This is a genomic window from Lancefieldella parvula DNF00906, from assembly GCF_000758945.1.
Lineage (GTDB): Bacteria > Actinomycetota > Coriobacteriia > Coriobacteriales > Atopobiaceae > Lancefieldella > Lancefieldella parvula_C.
The window spans coordinates 17,639-36,867 of record NZ_JRND01000017.1 but is presented as its reverse complement, the minus strand read 5'-3'; the positions used below and the strand labels follow the sequence as shown (position 1 = coordinate 36,867).

At 49.8% G+C, this 19,229-nt stretch carries 23 protein-coding genes; 22 read left to right on the top strand and 1 reads right to left on the bottom strand.

The window, feature by feature from the left end; genetic code table 11:
• Positions 1–23 precede the first annotated feature (23 nt).
• The 20 genes from rplF (at position 24) to HMPREF1647_RS03195 (ending at position 14,153) form a co-directional block, all read left to right on the top strand.
• Positions 24–560 carry a 50S ribosomal protein L6 gene (rplF, locus tag HMPREF1647_RS03290; protein ID WP_035432048.1) on the top strand — a complete coding sequence of 179 codons (537 nt, stop codon included), beginning with the start codon at positions 24–26 and terminating at the stop codon, positions 558–560.
• Between the two features lie 68 nt (positions 561–628).
• Positions 629–997: a 50S ribosomal protein L18 gene (gene rplR, locus HMPREF1647_RS03285; RefSeq protein WP_035426936.1), complete on the top strand. Its 369-nt coding sequence runs from the start codon at positions 629–631 to the stop codon at positions 995–997.
• Positions 998–1,006: 9 nt separating this feature from the next.
• A complete protein-coding gene (gene rpsE, locus HMPREF1647_RS03280) occupies positions 1,007–1,528 on the top strand; it encodes a 30S ribosomal protein S5 (RefSeq protein ID WP_035426935.1) in 522 nt (173 codons plus the stop codon).
• A gap of 2 nt (positions 1,529–1,530) precedes the next feature.
• Positions 1,531–1,716, top strand: a complete 186-nt coding sequence (gene rpmD / locus HMPREF1647_RS03275) for a 50S ribosomal protein L30 (RefSeq protein WP_012809227.1) — start codon at positions 1,531–1,533, stop codon at positions 1,714–1,716.
• 11 nt (positions 1,717–1,727) lie between these two features.
• Positions 1,728–2,174 (top strand): 50S ribosomal protein L15, encoded by a 447-nt coding sequence (gene rplO, locus HMPREF1647_RS03270; protein WP_035426932.1) that lies wholly within the window; start codon positions 1,728–1,730, stop codon positions 2,172–2,174.
• A complete protein-coding gene (secY, locus tag HMPREF1647_RS03265; RefSeq protein ID WP_035432046.1) occupies positions 2,174–3,454 on the top strand; it encodes a preprotein translocase subunit SecY in 1,281 nt (426 codons plus the stop codon). The genes rplO and secY overlap by 1 nt, the downstream gene beginning before the upstream one ends.
• Before the next feature lie 67 nt (positions 3,455–3,521).
• Positions 3,522–4,148 (top strand): adenylate kinase, encoded by a 627-nt coding sequence (locus tag HMPREF1647_RS03260; protein ID WP_035432044.1) that lies wholly within the window; start codon positions 3,522–3,524, stop codon positions 4,146–4,148.
• Positions 4,145–4,933, top strand: coding sequence for a type I methionyl aminopeptidase (gene map / locus HMPREF1647_RS03255; protein ID WP_035432042.1), 789 nt, complete (start codon positions 4,145–4,147; stop codon positions 4,931–4,933). The genes HMPREF1647_RS03260 and map overlap by 4 nt, the downstream gene beginning before the upstream one ends.
• 113 nt (positions 4,934–5,046) lie before the next feature.
• Positions 5,047–5,265 (top strand): translation initiation factor IF-1, encoded by a 219-nt coding sequence (gene infA / locus HMPREF1647_RS03250; protein WP_012809222.1) that lies wholly within the window; start codon positions 5,047–5,049, stop codon positions 5,263–5,265.
• A gap of 146 nt (positions 5,266–5,411) precedes the next feature.
• Positions 5,412–5,525, top strand: a complete 114-nt coding sequence (gene rpmJ, locus HMPREF1647_RS03245; RefSeq protein WP_002563183.1) for a 50S ribosomal protein L36 — start codon at positions 5,412–5,414, stop codon at positions 5,523–5,525.
• Positions 5,526–5,540: 15 nt separating this feature from the next.
• On the top strand, positions 5,541–5,909 hold the full coding sequence (gene rpsM / locus HMPREF1647_RS03240; protein WP_035426925.1) for a 30S ribosomal protein S13: 369 nt from the start codon (positions 5,541–5,543) through the stop codon (positions 5,907–5,909).
• Positions 5,910–5,923: 14 nt separating this feature from the next.
• Positions 5,924–6,325: a 30S ribosomal protein S11 gene (gene rpsK, locus HMPREF1647_RS03235; protein WP_012809220.1), complete on the top strand. Its 402-nt coding sequence runs from the start codon at positions 5,924–5,926 to the stop codon at positions 6,323–6,325.
• 17 nt (positions 6,326–6,342) lie between these two features.
• Complete coding sequence (rpsD, locus tag HMPREF1647_RS03230) at positions 6,343–6,936, top strand: 30S ribosomal protein S4 (RefSeq protein ID WP_012809219.1); 594 nt, start codon at positions 6,343–6,345, stop codon at positions 6,934–6,936.
• A 24-nt stretch (positions 6,937–6,960) separates the two neighbouring features.
• A complete protein-coding gene (locus tag HMPREF1647_RS03225; RefSeq protein WP_035432040.1) occupies positions 6,961–7,902 on the top strand; it encodes a DNA-directed RNA polymerase subunit alpha in 942 nt (313 codons plus the stop codon).
• A gap of 33 nt (positions 7,903–7,935) precedes the next feature.
• A complete protein-coding gene (gene rplQ, locus HMPREF1647_RS03220) occupies positions 7,936–8,421 on the top strand; it encodes a 50S ribosomal protein L17 (protein WP_035426920.1) in 486 nt (161 codons plus the stop codon).
• Between the two features lie 73 nt (positions 8,422–8,494).
• Complete coding sequence (locus HMPREF1647_RS03215) at positions 8,495–10,207, top strand: ABC transporter ATP-binding protein (protein ID WP_052039116.1); 1,713 nt, start codon at positions 8,495–8,497, stop codon at positions 10,205–10,207.
• Positions 10,200–10,976, top strand: coding sequence for an energy-coupling factor transporter transmembrane component T family protein (locus HMPREF1647_RS03210; protein ID WP_052039115.1), 777 nt, complete (start codon positions 10,200–10,202; stop codon positions 10,974–10,976). The genes HMPREF1647_RS03215 and HMPREF1647_RS03210 overlap by 8 nt, the downstream gene beginning before the upstream one ends.
• Positions 10,977–11,104: 128 nt before the next feature.
• On the top strand, positions 11,105–12,001 hold the full coding sequence (truA, locus tag HMPREF1647_RS03205; RefSeq protein ID WP_035432038.1) for a tRNA pseudouridine(38-40) synthase TruA: 897 nt from the start codon (positions 11,105–11,107) through the stop codon (positions 11,999–12,001).
• Positions 12,002–12,199: 198 nt separating this feature from the next.
• Complete coding sequence (locus tag HMPREF1647_RS03200) at positions 12,200–12,940, top strand: hypothetical protein (RefSeq protein ID WP_035432036.1); 741 nt, start codon at positions 12,200–12,202, stop codon at positions 12,938–12,940.
• 199 nt (positions 12,941–13,139) lie between these two features.
• A complete protein-coding gene (locus HMPREF1647_RS03195; protein WP_187468910.1) occupies positions 13,140–14,153 on the top strand; it encodes a glycosyltransferase family 2 protein in 1,014 nt (337 codons plus the stop codon).
• 106 nt (positions 14,154–14,259) lie between these two features.
• Here HMPREF1647_RS03195 and HMPREF1647_RS03190 read toward each other — a convergent pair whose 3' ends face one another.
• Positions 14,260–15,426 carry a glycosyltransferase gene (locus HMPREF1647_RS03190; RefSeq protein WP_035432032.1) on the bottom strand — a complete coding sequence of 389 codons (1,167 nt, stop codon included), beginning with the start codon at positions 15,424–15,426 and terminating at the stop codon, positions 14,260–14,262.
• Between the two features lie 73 nt (positions 15,427–15,499).
• On the opposite strand from HMPREF1647_RS03190, the gene HMPREF1647_RS03185 reads away from it, so the two are divergent.
• Together HMPREF1647_RS03185 and nrdD are read left to right on the top strand one after the other, a co-directional pair.
• Complete coding sequence (locus HMPREF1647_RS03185) at positions 15,500–16,489, top strand: glycosyltransferase (RefSeq protein WP_035426915.1); 990 nt, start codon at positions 15,500–15,502, stop codon at positions 16,487–16,489.
• 423 nt (positions 16,490–16,912) lie between these two features.
• A complete protein-coding gene (nrdD, locus tag HMPREF1647_RS03180) occupies positions 16,913–19,135 on the top strand; it encodes an anaerobic ribonucleoside-triphosphate reductase (RefSeq protein ID WP_035432029.1) in 2,223 nt (740 codons plus the stop codon).
• Positions 19,136–19,229: the final 94 nt, after the last annotated feature.

The following is a 19,229-nucleotide window of genomic DNA, read 5'->3' as shown; positions in this document are numbered from 1 at the left end:
GACAGGAATGAAAGGAGACAGCCGTGTCTCGTATTGGTAAGAAGCCTGTCCAGATTCCTGCTGGAGTCACTGTGACAGTTGATAACACCACCGTTACCGTTAAGGGTTCTAAGGGCGAGCTGACTCGTACTTTCTCTGAGCTGGTTGCTATCGCTCAGGAGGGCGAGGAGATTCTTGTTACTCGCGTTGACGAGTCCACTGAGTCCAATGCTCAGCAGGGTCTTGTCCGTACCCTTATCCACAACATGGTTGTTGGTGTCTCTGAGGGCTTCGAGAAGAAGCTTGAGCTCACCGGCGTTGGTTACCGTGTAGCACTTAAGGGCAAGGATCTTGACCTTTCCCTTGGTTATTCTCACCCAGTTCTCTATGTTGCACCTGAGGGCATTAGCTTTGAGGTACCTGATAACACTCACCTTACTGTTAAGGGTATTTCTAAGGAGAAGGTCGGCCAGGTTGCAGCTGAGATTCGTATGAAGCGTCCACCAGAGCCTTACAAGGGCAAGGGCATTCACTACGAAGGTGAGCACATCCGCAGGAAGCTCGGTAAGGCTGCTAAGTAAAGCAACCCTACTTTTAGGCTAAAAGACCATCACCCCGTTAGGTGATGGCATGTCTCTAAGGAGAAGGAATGAACAAGCAGCAGGCGAAAAAGGCGGGTCTTGAACGCCGCAAGCGCCGCGTACGCGCCAAGGTCTTTGGTACACCTGAGCGTCCGCGTCTTGCAGTTCACCGCACAAACGCAAACATTTATGCACAGCTTATTGACGACGCTTCTGGAAGAACTCTCTGCTCTGCCTCTACGCTTGACCCAGAGTTCCGTTCTACTGGCAAGGTTGGCTCCAACAAGGAGGCAGCTGAGTTCGTAGGTGAGCTTATCGGTAAGCGCGCTGCCGAGAAGAACGTCACTGAGGTCACTTTTGACCGTGGTGGCCGTCTCTATCACGGCCGCGTCAAGGCTTTGGCAGATGGCGCCCGCAACGCGGGCCTGAAGTTCTAGGAGGATTCAATGGCACGTGATCGTAAGCGCCAGCAGGATACGGATCTTCAGGAGCGCGTCGTTTATATTCACCGCGTTTCCAAGACCGTTAAGGGTGGCCGCCGTATGTCACTCGTTGCTCTGGTAGTCGTTGGCGACGGTAAGGGTAACGTTGGTATTGGCCAGGGTCGTTCCGCTGAGGTACCTCTGGCAATTCAGAAGGGCGTCGAGGACGCAAAGAGGAACATGTTCAAGGTCCCACTGACCGAGACTGGTTCCGTACCACACGCAGTCACTGGTCACTACGGTGCAGGTTCTGTTCTTATTAAGCCTGCATTCGAGGGTACTGGTGTTATTGCTGGCGGTCCTATTCGTCCACTCTTCGAGCTTGCAGGTATCACCAATGTACTTTCTAAGTCCCTTGGTACCGACAACGCTCTGAACATGATTAAGGCAGCAGCTGAGGGTCTGAAGGAGCTTTCCAGCCCAGAAGAAGCAGCTGAGCGTCGTGGCCTAACCGTCGGCGATATGTTCGTCGGAAAGGAGAACTAACGATGGCTAAGAACCTTAGCATCAAGCTTGTCCGTGGCGCCGTTGCAGGCGTCAAGAAGGACCAGACTGCTACGGTGAAGGCCCTCGGCCTCCACAAGATCGGCGATACCGTCGAGCAGCCTGACAACCCAAGCATTCGTGGAATGATCTTCAAGGTTAAGCACCTTGTCGAGGTTGAAGAGAACTAGAGGTAGTAATAATGCAGCTCAATGATCTTCGCCCCGCAGTGGGTTCGCGCAAAAATCGTAAGCGCGTAGGTCGCGGTAATTCTTCAGGCAATGGTACTTTTGCCGGCCGCGGTATGAATGGTCAGCTCTCCCGCTCTGGTGGCGGCAAGGGCGCTGGCTTCGAGGGTGGACAGCAGCCACTGGCTATGCGTCTTCCTAAGCTTCCTGGTTTCACTAACCACAACCGTGTTGAGTACGCTCCAGTCAACGTTGCTCGTCTGAACGCTCTCTTTGCAGACGGCGAGACCGTAGACGCAGAGGCTCTGGTTGCTAAGGGAGTTATTAAGTACAACTTCATCCCAGTCAAGGTTCTGGGTGATGGCGAGCTTTCTAAGAAGCTCACTGTTAAGGTCGACAAGGTTTCCGCCTCCGCAAAGGCTAAGATCGAGGCGGCCGGTGGAAAGGTTGAGGCCGAGTAGTGAGTAAAGGAATCGCCAACGCATTTCGTGTTCCGGAACTAAGGGGAAAGATTCTCCTTACGGTACTGATTCTTCTTCTGTACCGTTTTGGTGCGTATCTTCCTGTGCCCGGTGCTCCATTCCAGCAGATGCTTTCTGTTTATCAGAATGGTCTTTCTAAGAATGGCGCAATGGCCGTGCTTAACCTATTTTCGGGTGGCGCTCTTTCTCGCATGTCTGTTTTCAGTCTGGGCATCATGCCTTACATTACGGCTCAGATCATCTTCCAGATGATGCAGTCCGTTATTCCATCTCTTGGCGAGCTTGCTAAAGATGGTGAGAGCGGCCAGCGTAAGATTACGCAGTACACGCGTTATCTTACGGTTGGCCTAGCTCTGCTCAATGCAGTTGGTTACCTGTTCTTGTTTAAGAGCTATGGTGTATCTTTTGCATCTATGGAGGGCGTGCCTGAGGCACTTGAAAACTTCCTGGTAGTCTTTACCATGCTAGTTGGTGCCATCATTATTATGTGGCTCGGTGAGGTTATTACCCAGCAAGGTGTTGGCAACGGAATGAGTCTTATCATCTTTGCAAACATCATGGCTGGACTTCCAACAGCCCTTATTTCTTCAGTAGCTACTCGTGGAAACATTGTTCTTACCGTTGTTACTGTTGTGGTTATGCTCGCTATTATTCCGCTCATTGTTTACATTGAGCGTGGTCAGCGTCGTATTCCTATCAACTATGCCAAGCGCGTTGTTGGTCGTCGTATGATGGGTGGTCAGTCAACTTACCTTCCAATTAAGGTAAACACTGCAGGCGTTGTACCAATCATCTTTGCATCTGCAATCCTGTACCTTCCTGCTCAGGTTGCTGTGTTCTTCCCAGGAGTAGAGTGGATTCAAAATCTTGCTACTTCACTTTCTTCTGGATGGGTTAACTGGGTTCTCTCAGTTATGTTCATTGTCTTCTTTGCATACTTCTACACCTCAATGGTGTTCAATCCAGAGGAGACAGCAGACCAGCTTAAGAAGCAGGGAGGCTTTATTCCTGGTGTTCGTCCAGGTACTGCTACTTCAACGTATATCAAGACTGTTATTGACAGAGTCACCCTCCCCGGTGCTATCTTTATGGCAGTTCTTGCAATCGTTCCAACCATTATTTTCTGGTTCACAGGCGATTCGTTGATACAGGCGTTTGGTGGAACTTCCGTCCTCATCATGGTCGGTGTTGCAATGGATACACTCTCTTCCATTGAGTCCCACCTTAAGATGCACAACTATGAGGGCTTCTTTAAGTAGTTCTTAATACGTAGCATAAAGGGGCCTGGAAACAGGCCCCTTTTATTATTTGAAAGGAAGGCGAAGCATGAACATTGTTCTTCTCGGCGCACCTGGCGCTGGCAAGGGTACACAGGCTCAGAAGCTCGTTGCAGAGTATGGACTTGCTCACATCTCAACCGGTGACCTTCTTCGTGCTGCTGTTAAAGCTCAGTCTGAGCTTGGCGTTAAGGCTAAAGAGTATATGGATGCTGGTCAGCTTGTTCCAGATCAGCTTGTAATTGACCTGGTAAAAGAGCGCCTTTCTGCAGACGATGCAAAGGCTGGTTTTATTCTTGATGGCTTCCCACGCAACACCGCTCAGGCAGTAACCCTTGATTTTGAGCTTCAGAATATGGGCCTCAAGCTTGATGCAGCTCTGCTTGTTGCTGTTGAGCCAGAGGTTATTGTTGAGCGTCTTTCTTCTCGCCGTACGTGCAAAGAGTGTGGTTATACTGCACCTGCTGGTACAGAGACTTGCCCAAATTGTTCTGGTGAGATGTATCAGCGTGATGACGATAAGCCAGAGACAATTCGTAAGCGTCTTGATGTATACGAGAACCAGACTTCTCCTTTGATTGAGTACTACAAGGGTCATGGAATTCTGAAGGAGGTCAACGGAGATCGTCCTGTTGACGAGGTATTCGCCGACGTAAAGACACTCCTCGCACTATGATTACGATAAAAACACCTGAACAAATCGAGGCAATGAAGGTGTCGGGCGCCCTTTCAAAGGCAGCTCTTCGCCGTGCTGGATCTATGATTAGACCTGGTGTTTCAACGCTCGAGATTGACCGCGCTGTTGAAGCTTTTATTAGACTTCATGGCGGAACCCCTACCTTTAAGGGCTACGGTGGATTCCCTGGATCTGTTTGCTCTTCTATTAACGAGCAGATTGTTCACGGTATTCCATCAGCTAACGTCATTTTGCAAGATGGCGATATTCTGACCATTGACACGGGTGCTACCGTTAACGGTTGGGCAGGAGATAACGCTTGGACGTTCTACTGCGGAACAGTTGACGAGAAAACCCAGGCACTTTGTGAGGTTACCCGCGATTGCCTTAAGGCAGGTATTGCAGCTGCTGTTCCTGGTGCTCGTCTTGGCGACGTTGGCCATGCAGTTCAGAAGCTTGCTGAGGATAACGGCTATGGTGTCATTCGTGATTTTGTTGGCCATGGTATTGGTCGTAATCTTCACGAGGACCCCGAGGTCAGAAACTATGGTCGTGCAGGTAACGGCATTGTTCTTCGTGAGGGAATGGTAATTGCAATTGAGCCTATGATTGCTATGGGTACCTACGATTGCACCGTTCTTGAAAATGGTTGGACCGTTGTTACAGATGATGGCCTGCCATCAGCACATTATGAGAACACGGTTGCTATTACTGCCGACGGTCCCGTTATCGTTTCAGAAGATGAAGTTGGTCCATGGTGCGAGATGCAAGGCGGTCTTGAGTAACACATACATTGTTCTTCTCGCTATCTAATTGTGTTGAAAAAATAAGTGATAGACGAGTGGCACATTTTTATGTATTATTGATAACCGCTGTCGATGTGTCGAGAGGATGAAAGTTGGCTAAACAAGACGCGATTGAGCTTGAAGGCAAGGTACTAGAACCCCTGCCAAACGCTATGTTTAACGTTGAGTTAGAGAACGGCAAGACCATCCTTTGCACCATCTCAGGTAAGATTCGAATGAATTACATTCGAATTCTCCCTGGTGACAAGGTTGTAGTAGAGATTTCTCCTTACGATCTTACCAGGGGTCGCATTACCTACCGTTATAAGTAAGTAATGCAAAAGTCTTGTGCCATGCATGAGGCTATCTGTGTCTTTGCGCACGTTGCAAGGGCATATGTACGTAAGTACAGTCGGTATTTCACGCCAGCGGCTGGGCGAGTATATAGTTCGTATCAGCAGAACCGAAAGGAAGACACATGAAGGTACGTCCTTCGGTAAAGAAGATGTGCGACAAGTGCAAAGTCATCCGTCGCCACGGTAAGGTTTACGTGATTTGCGAGAACCCGCGCCACAAGCAGCGTCAGGGCTAAGGAAGGAGCACCAAGTTGGCCCGTATTAACGGCGTCGACCTGCCACGCGATAAGCGTGTTGAGGTCGGACTCACCTATCTTTACGGCATTGGTCAGACTCGTGCAACCAAGATTTGCAACGAGACTGGTATCGATGTAAATACTCGCGTCAAGGACCTCACAGAGGAAGAAGTCACTAAGATTCGTGACTTTATTGACGCTAATTACACCACCGAGGGCGATCTTCGCCGCGAGGTGCGTCAGAATGTTGCCCGCCTGATGGAGATTGGCTGCTACCGCGGCCTCCGTCACCGCAAGGGCCTCCCTGTCCACGGTCAGCGTACCCACACTAACGCTCGTACTCGTAAGGGTAAGAAGCGTCAGGTGGGCGGCAAGAAGAAGTAGGCGAGGAGTAGCTAATGGCACAGAAAAAGAACGCTCGCACTACACGCGTCCGCCGCTCCGAGCGTAAAAACATTGCAGTGGGCCAGGCCCACATCAAGAGCACATTCAATAACACGATTGTCTCTATTTCCGATCCCCAGGGTAATGTAATTTCCTGGCAGTCCGGTGGTACCGTCGGCTTCAAGGGCTCTCGTAAGTCCACTCCTTTTGCTGCACAGCTTGCAGCAGAGGCAGCAGCAAAGGCAGCAATGGAGCACGGTCTCCACAAGGTAGCTGTTTTTGTTAAGGGCCCAGGCTCTGGTCGCGAGACCGCAATCCGTTCCCTTCAGGCAGCAGGCCTCGAGGTTTCGGGTATTCAGGATAAGACACCTATTGCACACAACGGCTGCCGTCCTAAAAAGCGCCGTCGCAACTAGCACGAAAGGACAAGCAAATGGCAATTGATAGGACCCCGGTCCTTAAAAGATGTCGTCAGCTTGGCATCGATCCCGTTGTGATGGGGATCAATAAGACTTCTAACCGCGAGCCACGTCGCCGTCGTCGCCAGGAGAGCGAGTACGGTATGCAGCTCCGTGAGAAGCAGAAGGCTAAGTTCATTTACGGCGTCCTTGAGAACCAGTTCCACGGCTACTATGAGATGGCTAAGAAGAACCCAGGCATTACTGGTGACAACCTGATGAGCATCCTTGAGACTCGTCTTGACAACGTCATCTTCCGCCTTGGCTTTGCTCGTACACGTAAAGAGGCTCGTCAGACTGTCCGTCACGGTCACATCACCGTTAACGGTCAGCGTGTTGACATTCCTTCTTATCGCGTAAAGAGCGGCGATGTTATCGCTGTTGCTTCTAAGGCAAAGGATCTTCTTCCAATCAAGGAAGCTCTCATTTCCTCCGAGCACATGGCAGTTCCTGCATGGCTTGAGGTTGACATTGAGAAGCTGCAGGGCACTGTTCTTCAGCTTCCAACCCGCGATCAGATCGACCTTGAGATTGACGCACAGCTGATCGTCGAGCTCTACTCCAAGTAAGCCCGACCCGTTTTGGAGGTAGCAATGTCCGAATTTATCCGACCAAACGTGTCGGTAGATGAAATCGGCGCAAACGTCGCTCGTGTGAGCGTAGAGCCGCTTGAGCGTGGCTATGGTGACACGCTTGGCAACTCCCTCCGCCGCGTACTGCTTTCCTCTCTTGAGGGAGCTGCGGTTGAGGCCATCCAGATTGATGGCGTTCAGCATGAGTTCACTACGGTTGAAGGCGTCTATGAGGACGTTACTGACATCGTTCTGAACGTTAAGGGCCTAGTTTTCCGCAACACCAACAACTCTGATGAGGCTGAGGCTTCCATCTCTGTTGAGGGTCCTTGCAAAGTCACTGGTGCTGATCTTGATGTTCCTATGGGCTACGAGCTGGTTAACCCAGCTCAGCACATTTGCACCCTTGCTGAGGGAGCTCATCTTTCCATGAGACTTCGCCTTGGTAATGGTCGCGGTTATGTTTCCGGTGAGGATAACGAGCGTGAGAGTGATCCAATTGGATTCATTCACGTTGACTCGATCTTCTCGCCAGTTCGTCGCTGCGCTAAGGCTGTTGAGCCTTGCCGTGTTGGCCGTCACACCGACTATGATCGTCTGGTGCTTGAGGTTGAGACCAATGGTGCAATCAGCCCTCGCGAGGCTGTCGTTGAGGCTGCAAACATCATTAACCAGCACATGAGCGCATTCATGGGACTTACTGATTTTGACGAGACTCAGGAAGAGGCTTCGATTTTTGCTAAGGCAGACGTCGAGGACGATTCCGAGCTTGAGAAGCAGGTTGAGGATCTGGACCTTTCCGTCCGTTCTTACAACTGCCTCAAGCGTGCAGGAATTCACTCTGTCCGTCAGCTCGTTGATTTCTCTGAGAACGATCTTCTCAACATCAGAAACTTTGGTGTTAAGTCTATTGAAGAAGTCAAGGAAAAGCTCGAAAGCATGGGCCTGTCCCTTAAGGCTTAGTCGCGCCTTGTCACGCATAGGAGAATGTAAATTATGAGGCACAATAAGAAGAGGGGCATGAAGCTTGGTACTGATGCTAGCCACACCAAGGCCATCAAGAAGAGCCTGATCCAAGCCCTTTTCACTAACGATCGTATTAAGACTCTTGACGTCCGCGCTAAGGCAGTTCGCGGCGAGGTCGACAAGGTCATCACTTGGGCAAAGCGCGGCGACCTTCACGCTCGTCGTCTTGCTATGGCCAAGGTTGGTAACGCAGAGCTTGTCCGTGAGGTATTTGACAAGGCTGCTCAGGGTATGTGGGCTGACCGCAACGGCGGTTACACCCGTATCATGAAGCTTGGTCCTCGTAAGGGCGACGCTTCTGAGGTTGTTATCCTTGAGCTTGTTACCGAGCCAGTTCAGCCAAAGGCTTCTAACAAGAAGGCTAAGGCTACCAAGGTTGCTCCTGCTCCTGTAAAGGAAGAGGAGACCGAGGCTCCAGCAGAGGAGACCGAGCAGACCGAAGAGGCTGCAGAGTAACTTCTGTCAAAGTGAATCTGAAGAGGTCCTGGCTTTTTGCTGGGACCTCTTTTTCAAATAAAGGAGGGTTGTCATGATTGAGTTCAAAAACGTATCTTTCGCATACGGTACGTTAGCTGCTACACAATCCATGACTTTCTCTGCTTCTGAAAATGCCATAGGAGCCACTGAGAGCCAATCTCCGCACCCAATGGCACTAACCCTTGATAACGTTTCATTTACCCTAAAGCCGGGTTCTAGAACGGTTGTGCTTGGCCACAATGGTTCAGGCAAGTCAACGCTTGCAAATCTTTGTAATGCATCACTTTTTCCTCTATCCGGAGAGGTTTTAGTAGACGGCAATTCAGTGACCGTAGTGCCGTCTACTCAGATTTCTTCCGTTGTGGGAATGGTTCGTCAAGATCCAACAGCGCAGCTTGTTTGTGCAACTGTCTTTGATGAAGTTGCCTTTGGCCCTGCTAATCTTGGTTTGCCAAAAGAAGAGATAGTTTCTCGCGTTACTCAAACACTGGAGCTTTGTGGCATTGCCGATTTGATTGATGCGCCTACCCATACGCTTTCTGGAGGCCAACAGCAGCTTGTTTCTATTGGAGCAGCGCTTTCAGTGCATCCACGTTATCTGGTGCTTGATGAGGCATTTGCTCAGCTTGATACTCGATTCAGAAATCACCTTTCTAACCTGGTAAACACTCTCGTTACAAACGGAATGGGTATGCTTGAGATTTCTCATTCGTTTGAGTCTCTTCCCGGGGCTGACCAGGTACTTGTTTTGGAGAAAGGCCAGCTAGTTTGGTCGGGAACTCCCACAGAGTTTCTCTTGGATGCAAATGCAATCGCAAACGCTGGTTTTGATGATGCACTCACAGCAACAGCGCATATAGCTGCACAGGCTGGCTATAAGTTTGATGTGCCTTTTAACGCATCAGAGTTTGTTGCGTTTCTTGTTCAGAACAACCTTGCGTTTGATGCTTTGGATACCCTTGTGTATCAGCGTGCCCTTGAGGTGGTGCGAGCAAACAACTATGACGGAATTCAAGCTCTTGGAGAGGCGCACGAGCTGACGATTTGTGGCGTGTCTCATGCGTTTGATAAGCCCGCTCTGCATGACGTAACTATTTCCTCTACGGGAGAGCTTGTTGTTATGGTAGGCGCTTCTGGCTCTGGAAAAACAACCTGCGCCCGCATAGCTGCTGGCCTCATGGAGGCTGATACCGGGCACGCAACAATCGATGCGCGACTGGTGTGCCCTGGAGATGTCGGTATGTGCTTTCAGCGCCCTCAGGATCAGCTCTTTGCCCAAAGTGTTGCTGAAGATATTGCGTTTGGTCCAACTAACAAGGGCTTCTCGCCAGACGATGTTGAAGCGCTTGTTGCGTATGCGGCAGCACGTGTGGGGCTTGACCAGCAGGTCATGGACGCGTCTCCGTTAACGCTTTCTGGTGGCCAAGCTCGTCGCGCAGCGCTTGCAGGAACGTTGGCCTGCGCAACGTACGCGGTAGTGTTTGATGAGGCAACGTCTGGACTTGATGGCGAGGCGCGCTCGCAGGTGCTGCATCTTGCTCGTGAGCTCGCAAACGAGGGCAAAGCGGTTCTTGCAATCACACACGACGTAAGTGAATGGCTTCCTTTTGCTGACAGAGTAGTGTTTCTCGAGAAGGGCTGTGTTGTTGCAGACGTCAATGTGCAAGAAGCACAGACAACCCCAGAGATATACGAGGATGCGCAGCTTGATTGCCCGCTGTTTGTAAGCGTATTGCATGAGCTTTTGGAGGCCTGCTATGTCTAAGTGCCCCTGTGCTCTGCTTAAGCGCTTCTCGCTTGCTTCATTGACAGCGCAGACAAAAATCGTTGCCACTTTTGTGGGTATTGTTGCTCTCTTCTCAGTACAGCAGCCACTTGCCTTTGCGGTGTTCGCCTTGATTTGCGTGAGCCTTTTGTGGAGTGCTCGTGTAAGCTTGCCAGAGTTTTTGCGCGTAGCAAAGCCTGCAGCGTTCATTCTGCTTATATCATTTGTGGCCAATACGCTGGTGTTTATTGGACATCCCGATATCATTTTTTCTGGATCAGTTGGTCTATCTGTGGCGGGTTTTTACAGAAGCACGGTAGCTATTGCCCGCGTGTTGCTTGCCTTGGCGCTGGTTTTATCAGTGGCATCAACAACTACACCTACGCAGCTTGCTGATGGCTTTTCTGTACTCTTGCTGCCGCTGCGCATTATTCGTGTTGACGTTGATGGTTTGAGCATTGTGCTCTCAATTGCTCTGAGGGCAATTCCGCTTACTTTAGAAGAACTCGACAGAATTAGAGCAGCTCAGAGGGCACGTGGATTCAATTTTGAATCAGGCGGTATTGTTGAGCGCATCAAAAAGTGGTTTACGCTTTTGGTGCCGCTGACCGTCTCGCTCTTTCAGCGCGCAGATCAGATGGCGCAAACAATGACAGATCGCTGTCTTGGCGCAGCTAAACGTACGCGTATCTCTGCAAAAGTGCAGCTTGTTGATTGGGTAGTGTTGCTGCTGTGGGTTGCACTGTGTCTTGGTCTTACAGCGCTGTAGTGATCTTGCATTGCTGAACAACCTTGCATTGCTGTAGCGGTCTTGTGTCCAGCAGCTACAATACGTGCGTCAACTTTGAGCCTACGATACAATCACTCTAGCGGGCACAAGTCATTTCAGGGAGCTTCATGAACTCAGAAACATCACAAAATATTGCATCAAATTGCAGTTTTGATGCATGCGAGGAGTCTTCGGCTGAGCCTTCAGCTCCTGAGACTCTCGCTGAAGTTCCTTCTGAGCCTGAAGCCACGCTTGTTATCCAGCTAGGTTATCGCGGCGCTGCATTCTGCGGCTTTGCCGAGCAGCCCACCCAGCGCACCGTTGCAGGAGACCTTCGCCGCGCGCTTCAGACCGTTTTGCGCAGAGAGGTTGAGCTCACCTGTGCAGGCAGAACCGACGCCGGCGTGCACGCCCAGGCCCAGTACGTGAGCCTTCCTGTGTACGGCGCTGAGCTGGCGCTATCTGGCGAGAAACTCGTCCGCTCGCTTACCGCTCTGACCGACGATGACATCTCTATCCGACAACTCTTTCGCGCCCCACAGGGTTTCTCGGCACGCTTTGATGCCCAGGCTCGCTCGTACCGCTATCGCATTTGTGCAGGTAGCGCTCGTCCCGTGCTGGGCTGGGACCACGTGTGGTGGTACAACGGCCACTTGGACGCAGAGCTTATGGACAAGGCGGCGCAGGCGTTGGTGGGGGAGCACGATTTCAAGAGCTTCTGCAAGGCAATTTCTGCCGAGGGCAAGCCAACACATCGTTTTGTGGAGCGCCTTACCGTTGAAGAAATTGAAGAAGCTGGCGAGAAACTCATTGCAGTTGATATTACGGGTAACGCCTTCTTGCATAACATGGTGCGCACGATTGTGGGCACGCTGGTTGAGATTGGCCGAGGTCACAGGCCTGTTGAGTGGATCGACGAGGTTCTAGCTGCTCAGAATAGAATTGCCGCTGGTAGTTGTGCGCCTGCTCAGGGCCTCACGTTTGTAAGCGTTCGCTATCCAGAGGGTGTTTTGCAACCCTGGTAGCGCTTTCGGTTCCTTGATTGAGTCGTAGTATCTGTGTGCCAATCCAGCTTCATCGGTCTTCTCGCGCCGTTCACGAAGACTTTTCTACCACTTGTATTGTGTGCGGTGGTTTCCCTCGCAAAGAAATAGCATCATAGAAGAGAGCGTCTTTTTTAGGAGCTCTTGCAGAACTGATGAGCAGTGAGGTAGGGAGCCAGTATGTTTAGGAAAAGAGAAAGATTTGAGCGCAGCGATGTTCCGCGTGAGAATCCCTATACCAACGTGATTGGCCTCGCCGTAATTGCCATTGTTGCCGTGCTTGTGGGCATTGTTGTTGTAACTCTTTGGGATCGCGCGCAGCTTGAGTCTCACTTGGGAGATCATGGGCTTAACAAGGCTGTAAAGAGCCAAAGTGTTTCAGGCAATCCGGATGGCACTACACAATCTGATGATGACTTTCTTACCTATGCCGTTATCAGCACAAATTCGCTTAAGGCAGGGGATTCGACTCTTCAGTCTGTACGGCTTTTGGTCATTGATCGCACGCAGGGAACCGGCCATATAGTGTCTATTCCTACTGATGTGTATGCAGAAGTAGACTCAAACGCTAAAACACTGGCAGATATTTACAAAGATGACAGTCAGAGCGCTTTTGTTAGCGCACTTGCTTCTGTCACCAACATCAAGATTACGCACGTTATCATTGCCACAGATGATGTGTGGGAGAAAATCTCGGCACTTTCTGGTTCGGGCGCTCGTTCACTGGTAAGCAATGCTTCTAGTTTGTTGTCTTCAATGATTACCGATATGAATCCCAATCAGCTTCTTGAGCTTGTAGAGATTGTGCAGCCAATTGGCGTGTCTAATCTTGAGCATGATGAAGCTCCTGTTGTTGAAGGTTCAAGTGGCACTACCGTTGACCCTACGGCCTTAGGAAAGCTTGTTGGCATGCTCGTATAGACGTTATGGGCGTTGTGTGTAGCGCCGCTCCTGCAAAATAGGTCAGATGTCCACATAACAGCAGTTAAACACGATATGTGGAGAGATTTTGATAGAATAAAAATGTCTTTTTAATTCACTTTTTATGGGTAAACTGGTATCTAAAATTTAGGACCAGTTTGGGGGATGTGGAATGCACGAGCGCTCATACAATCCACATATGATTTCGGTTCTCATGGCTGCTGATAATGATGCTGATGCTATTAGAACGGTAATTAGGCAACTTCAAGAGCAGACATATCCTCATTGGGAGCTCATCATCGTTGACAACAGTTCCGATCCCCAGATTGCTCGCATGTTAGATAACCTTGCCAATCAAGAGCCTCGTTTAGATGTCTTGTGCCAATCAGGCATTAGCCATTTTGTTGCGCTTGAGATTGCTCAGGGTCGTGCTCGCGGAGCTTATACGCTTACCACTGAGCCTTCTTATAGGTTTAACTCCCACCTTTTGCAGGAGCTTTATTCTGCAGCTACTGCTTTGGGTCCTGTTGGTTCACCTAAAGCGGCTGATATTGTTATTGCGCATATGAAAACTGCCAATTCACCTATGGAATGCAAAAAGGTTTTTGGTTCAAAAGCTTCTGCATTGTTGCAGGTATTTGAGGAGTCGCAGCTTCCTTATTTGACGTCTATGAGCGGAAAGCTGTGCTCAACACGCATTTTGACCGAGATTAAGCATGAGCCAGAGACTGATGGCGAGTGCAATTTTGTTGGCTACTGTTTTGAGATTGCAAAACATGTTACGTACGCCCCAGAAGCAATTTTTGTTGATGTACCAAAGGAATCTTCTGAGGAAGAAATAACTATTGCTGCTTCTATGGATGAACTTACTCAGGAACGTCAGGCACTCATGGCTCTTGCCAAGCATCTTGGCTTTGCAAACTCCAAAAAAGTTCAAAAGTTGATTAGTCGCTACTTGATCAGCAAACTTCTTATGAATATGTATCCTGTATTCAACGAAGAATCCCAGCTCAGCCATGAGGAAAAAGAAAACTTTATCGTCAAGATTCTTTCTAATCCTGTAGCGCACCTTATTGTCACTGAAGCAACTTCTCCGCGACTGGTAGCTCATGCCTTGCTTGGTGCTATTTTGTCTACTACAACACAAGCTCGTTATGCCTATGTACGTAGAGCCGTATGGTATGCACGTTTTATGCGCATTCCACTGGTATAAGCTGCAGTGACACATAAGCAGCATCAAAATTTAACTGTGTGATTCTAGAGCAGCCTGACGATTTGTGTTTAGAGCCAGTCTTTAGGGCCAGTCTTTAGGGCCAGTCTTAACGCCTGTCCATGAGCGATTTAAACGTCTGTGCTATGCCGTCATTTTTGACACGGAAAAATCCCTCTTTGGCTAGATATGCATAGCGTGCAAACTTGTTATCTTTTGGCAGAGCAATACCTCGCACCTGTGCAAAGAAAGCTTTTCCAGAGCCTGAGATTGCTGGGTTTTCAAACACGCGCTTTGCGTCCATGCGCTCAAAGCTCTTGGCGAGAAGATCGTGCACTTCTGAGTCAACCTCACCTGCAGCATCATGTTCTTCTCGCCAGGTAAGCGCGTCTTTTGTAAGCAGCGCATAGTTGATGCCGCGCAGTGTGAGCGCGTTGAGTACCACGTCTGAGGTAATGTTGCGTGCATCCACAACATCCATCATGTCGTTCCAGCGCTCAAGCGGAATTTTAGGCTGACGCTGCGCAAAGGTAGCGGCTTCTGCATAGCCATTCTCGCGATAGTTGTAGAGCGCAGAGTCTGTGTACACTATGCGAGCTCCGCAGCAATGCGAGGCAATGAGGAAGGGATTGTCCACCCAGCCTGCACCTGGGACTTCTTTGAAGTTGATGTGGTTTTGGGTCAAGAATTCCTTGCGATAGAGCGCCGTCCAAATGGCAGGATGGTGCAGCAGAAGCTGTGCCATCTGATCAATAGAGCAAGGTTGATGAAAAGGCTTGACGCGGCCCTTATATGCGCAGGGAACTCTGTACTCGGCAGCACTGACAGTTCCTTTGAACTGCGACTTTACTCCCGCACGGCCATTTTTCTGATTGCCAAATACGCGCCAATAGGCAGAGCGGGCAATATCTACCTGGCTTTCTCCACCGTTTGCCTGGATAAGATCAACAAGCTCTTGAACCATGGTTGGCTCAAGGTAATCGTCAGGCTCAACAATACCCACCCATGAGCCGTGAGCTGCGGCAATGCCACGATTGCACGTTGCTCCGTAACCCTCATTTTCTTTGTCGATGATGACAATGCGACCATCACGGGCAGCGTATGCTTCCAAAAGAGCTAGAGACGAGTCAGTTGAGCCATCGTTTAGGCAGATAATCTCCAGGTTTGTGTAGCTCTGTGATTGAATACTTGCCAGGCATTGCTCCAGATAGTCTGCAACGTTGTATATGGGCACAACAAGAGAAACCAAAGGTTGGTGGTTTTGAGCGTGACTCATCTAAACTCCTTTTGATTGCTGCTTTATACTATATAGGCATCAACTCACTCACGAAGTCACATTTTGAGGAAATATGAAGCGCACCGCCCTTGTCATAGTCACCTTTAAACGCCAGGAACTTCTTTCCAACCTGCTCAATTCCATTACGCAGCTCACGCAGGCTCCATGGCGCATCATTGTTGTGGACAACGAAAACTCCTCTGAGACAGCCTCTCTTGTGTCGGAGTTTTCGGAGAAGGTCAAAACCACGTGGGGAGAAACCACTGATGATCCCGACGCTCATGGTGGCACTAATCGCGTGTGTTACGTCCCTATGGAGCAAAACACTGGAGGCTCCGGCGGCTTCTCTGAGGGTGTGCGCGTAGGTTATGAGCTGGGTGCCGAATGGTTCTGGGTTATGGACGATGACGTAGCTGTGCTGCCTGATGGTCTTGATAAGCTTGACGCATGGTCAGATAAGGCTGAGGTTATCCAAGGTCAGCGCTACGACTTTGATGGTGGTCCTTTCTTCTGGCAGTATCGCTTTAGCACCGCCCTGGGCATCTACAATCCGCTGGCAAAGGCTGGCTTTGACGGTGTGCCTTATCGCGAGTGCAATGTGATGTGCTTTGAGGGCGCCTGCTTTAAGCGCTCTGTGGTGCAGAAGATTGGCCTACCTGACGCGCGCTTCTTTATCTATTGGGATGACGCCTTATATGGCTATTTGGCCAGCAAGGTAACGCAGCCTATTTTGATTCCAGACTTTGTTCTTTCAAGATGTCGAGAAGTTCCTGGTCAGAGTATTGGTTCTGTGCGTCAGCTTAATTCAACCTCTGATATGACGCGCTATTACATCACACGTAACCGCGGCTATATTGCCCGTTACTTCCAGGTTCACGGTGATTACAACCCTGTGCTCTTTGGTGTTGGTACCGCTCTGACCTTTGCAAAAGAGATTATTCGACTCATTTTGGTAGACAGAGCGCACTTCTCGTCTGGCCTTTCTCGCCTTATAAAGGGCTGGAAGGATGCACGCCTTATCTATAAAGACGCAACCTGGCGCCCACAGCCTCCACTAGACTAGCCATCAAAGCCGGCATTTTGTGTCGGCTTTTTTAGTCCCCAAATGCTTAACACAAGTGAGCACTGAGGGACGAATTGTGGCGCATTTGTGAAAGGCGACGAATGCCTACTTACAAAAAATCGAATTATTTTATGACCATTAATAAATTTTGTAATTAGCGAAGTTTCTAGCTAATTTTCTACCTGCAGAGATATTGGCTGCCGCAACGTGTCAATACATAATTTTGTATTCGTGTGGAAATTTCACAATATATTGTTATAGTTCTCGAACCCAAACACTATAACTTGTGGCATAGTAGTTTCCATCACACAAGCGGGTTCCCAACTACTTCGCTTAGGCAAAAGCTTAGAAACCGCAGTGATAATCCAATTAAACACGCATGAAAGCGTTGCTTTCACCAACGTTTGTTCAAGGAGTTTGCACATGAAGATTATCAAGCGCAATGGCTCAGAGGTCACCTTCGAGGTTGAGAAGATTGTTAACGCAATCGCTAAGGCTAACGCAGAGGTCTCTGAGGATCAGCGCCTGACTGAGCGTGAGATTCAGTTTGCTTCTCTCAACGTTACCGATGAGTGCGAGAAGGCTGGACACACTGTTACCGTCGAGGAGGTTCAGGACCTCGTCGAGGATCAGCTCATGGCTCTTGACCGCTTTGAGGTTGCTCGTAAGTACATCATTTACCGTTACATTCAGAACCAAAAGCGTCACAAGAACACCACCGATGACAAGATTCTGTCTCTGATTGAGTGCAACAACGAGGAAGTCAAGCAGGAGAACTCCAACAAGAACCCTACCGTTGTTTCTGTTCAGCGTGACTACATGGCTGGTGAGGTTTCTAAGGACCTCGTTCAGCGTGAGCTTCTTCCAGAGGATATTGTTGCTGCTCACAACGAGGGTCTTATCCACTTCCACGATTCCGATTACTTTGCACAGCACATGCACAACTGTGACCTCATCAACCTTGATGACATGCTGCAGAACGGCACTGTTATCTCCGGTACTCTGATTGAGCGTCCACACAGCTTCTCCACTGCATGCAACATTGCAACTCAGATCATTGCTCAGGTAGCATCCTGCCAGTACGGTGGTCAGTCCATCTCTCTGGCTCACCTTGCTCCTTTTGTTGATGTTTCTCGTAAGAAGATTCGCAAGACTGTTATGGAGGAGATGAACTCCGTCGGTGTTGAGCTCTCTGCTGAGCAGCTCAACGAGATGGTTGAGAAGCGCCTTCGTGATGAGGTTTCTCGTGGTGTTCAAACCATTCAGTACCAGGTTGTCACTTTGATGACCACCAACGGCCAGGCTCCTTTCATTACTGTCTTCATGTACCTCAACGAGGCAAAGAATGAGCAGGAGAAGCAGGATCTTGCACTCATCATTGAGGAGATGCTCCGTCAGCGTTACCAGGGCGTAAAGAACGAGGAGGGTGTCTGGATTACTCCTGCATTCCCTAAGCTCATCTACGTTCTTGAAGAGGACAACGTTTACGAGGATTCCAAGTACTACTACCTCACTCAGATGGCTGCAAAGTGCACCGCTCGCCGCCTTGTCCCTGACTACATCTCTGAGAAGAAGATGAAGGAGTACAAGCTTTCTAAGGGCGAGAAGGAAGGCGAGGGCGATACCTTCACTTGCATGGGCTGCCGTTCCTTCCTGACTCCAGACCGTTCTGGTAATGGCTTCAACAACGTTGCTCGCGCAAAGAACTATGAGCCAAACAAGCCTAAGTATTACGGCCGCTTCAACCAGGGTGTTGTAACTATCAACCTTCCTGACGTTGCTCTTTCTGCTGGTCGCGATATGGACAAGTTCTGGAAGATCTTTGATGAGCGTCTTGAGCTTTGCCACCGTGCACTTCGCGCTCGTCACGATCGCCTGAAGGGCACCCTGTCCGATGCTGCTCCTATCCTTTGGCAGTACGGCGCACTTGCTCGCCTGGACAAGGGCGAGGTTATCGATCCTTTGCTTTACGGCGGATACTCCACTATTTCCCTTGGTTATGCAGGCCTGTACGAGTGCGTTAAGGCTATGACTGGTCACAGCCACACTGACAAAGAGGCAACTCCATTTGCACTCCAGGTTATGCAGCACATGAACGATAAGTGCACCGAGTGGAAGGAAGCAGAGGATATCGATTACTCCCTCTACGGAACTCCTCTTGAGTCCACTACCTACAAGTTTGCTAAGGCACTTCAGCGCCGCTTTGGTGTTATCCCAGGCATCACCGATAAGGGCTACATCACCAACAGCTACCACGTCCACGTTGCAGAAGAGATTGACGCATTCCAGAAGCTCCAGTTTGAGTCTGAGTTCCAGCGTCTTTCCCCAGGTGGAGCAATCTCTTACGTTGAGGTTCCTAACATGCAGGACAACATCGAGGCTGTTCTCAGCGTCATGCAGTTCATCTATGACCACATCATGTATGCAGAGCTCAACACCAAGTCTGACTTCTGCCAGGAGTGCGGTTATGACGGTGAGATTCAGATTGTCGAGGAGGACGGCAAGCTGGTTTGGGAGTGCCCACATTGCGGCAACCGTGACCAGACTAAGATGAACGTTGCTCGTCGTACCTGTGGCTACATTGGTACTCAGTTCTGGAACCAGGGCCGTACCCAGGAGATCAAGGACCGCGTCCTTCACCTCTAAGTTTTAAGTACCAGACAAGCGAGCAGAAGAGCACTCAAGCCCTTCTGCTCGTTTTTATTATCTCAATCAGGTAACATCCACAATACGCGGAAGT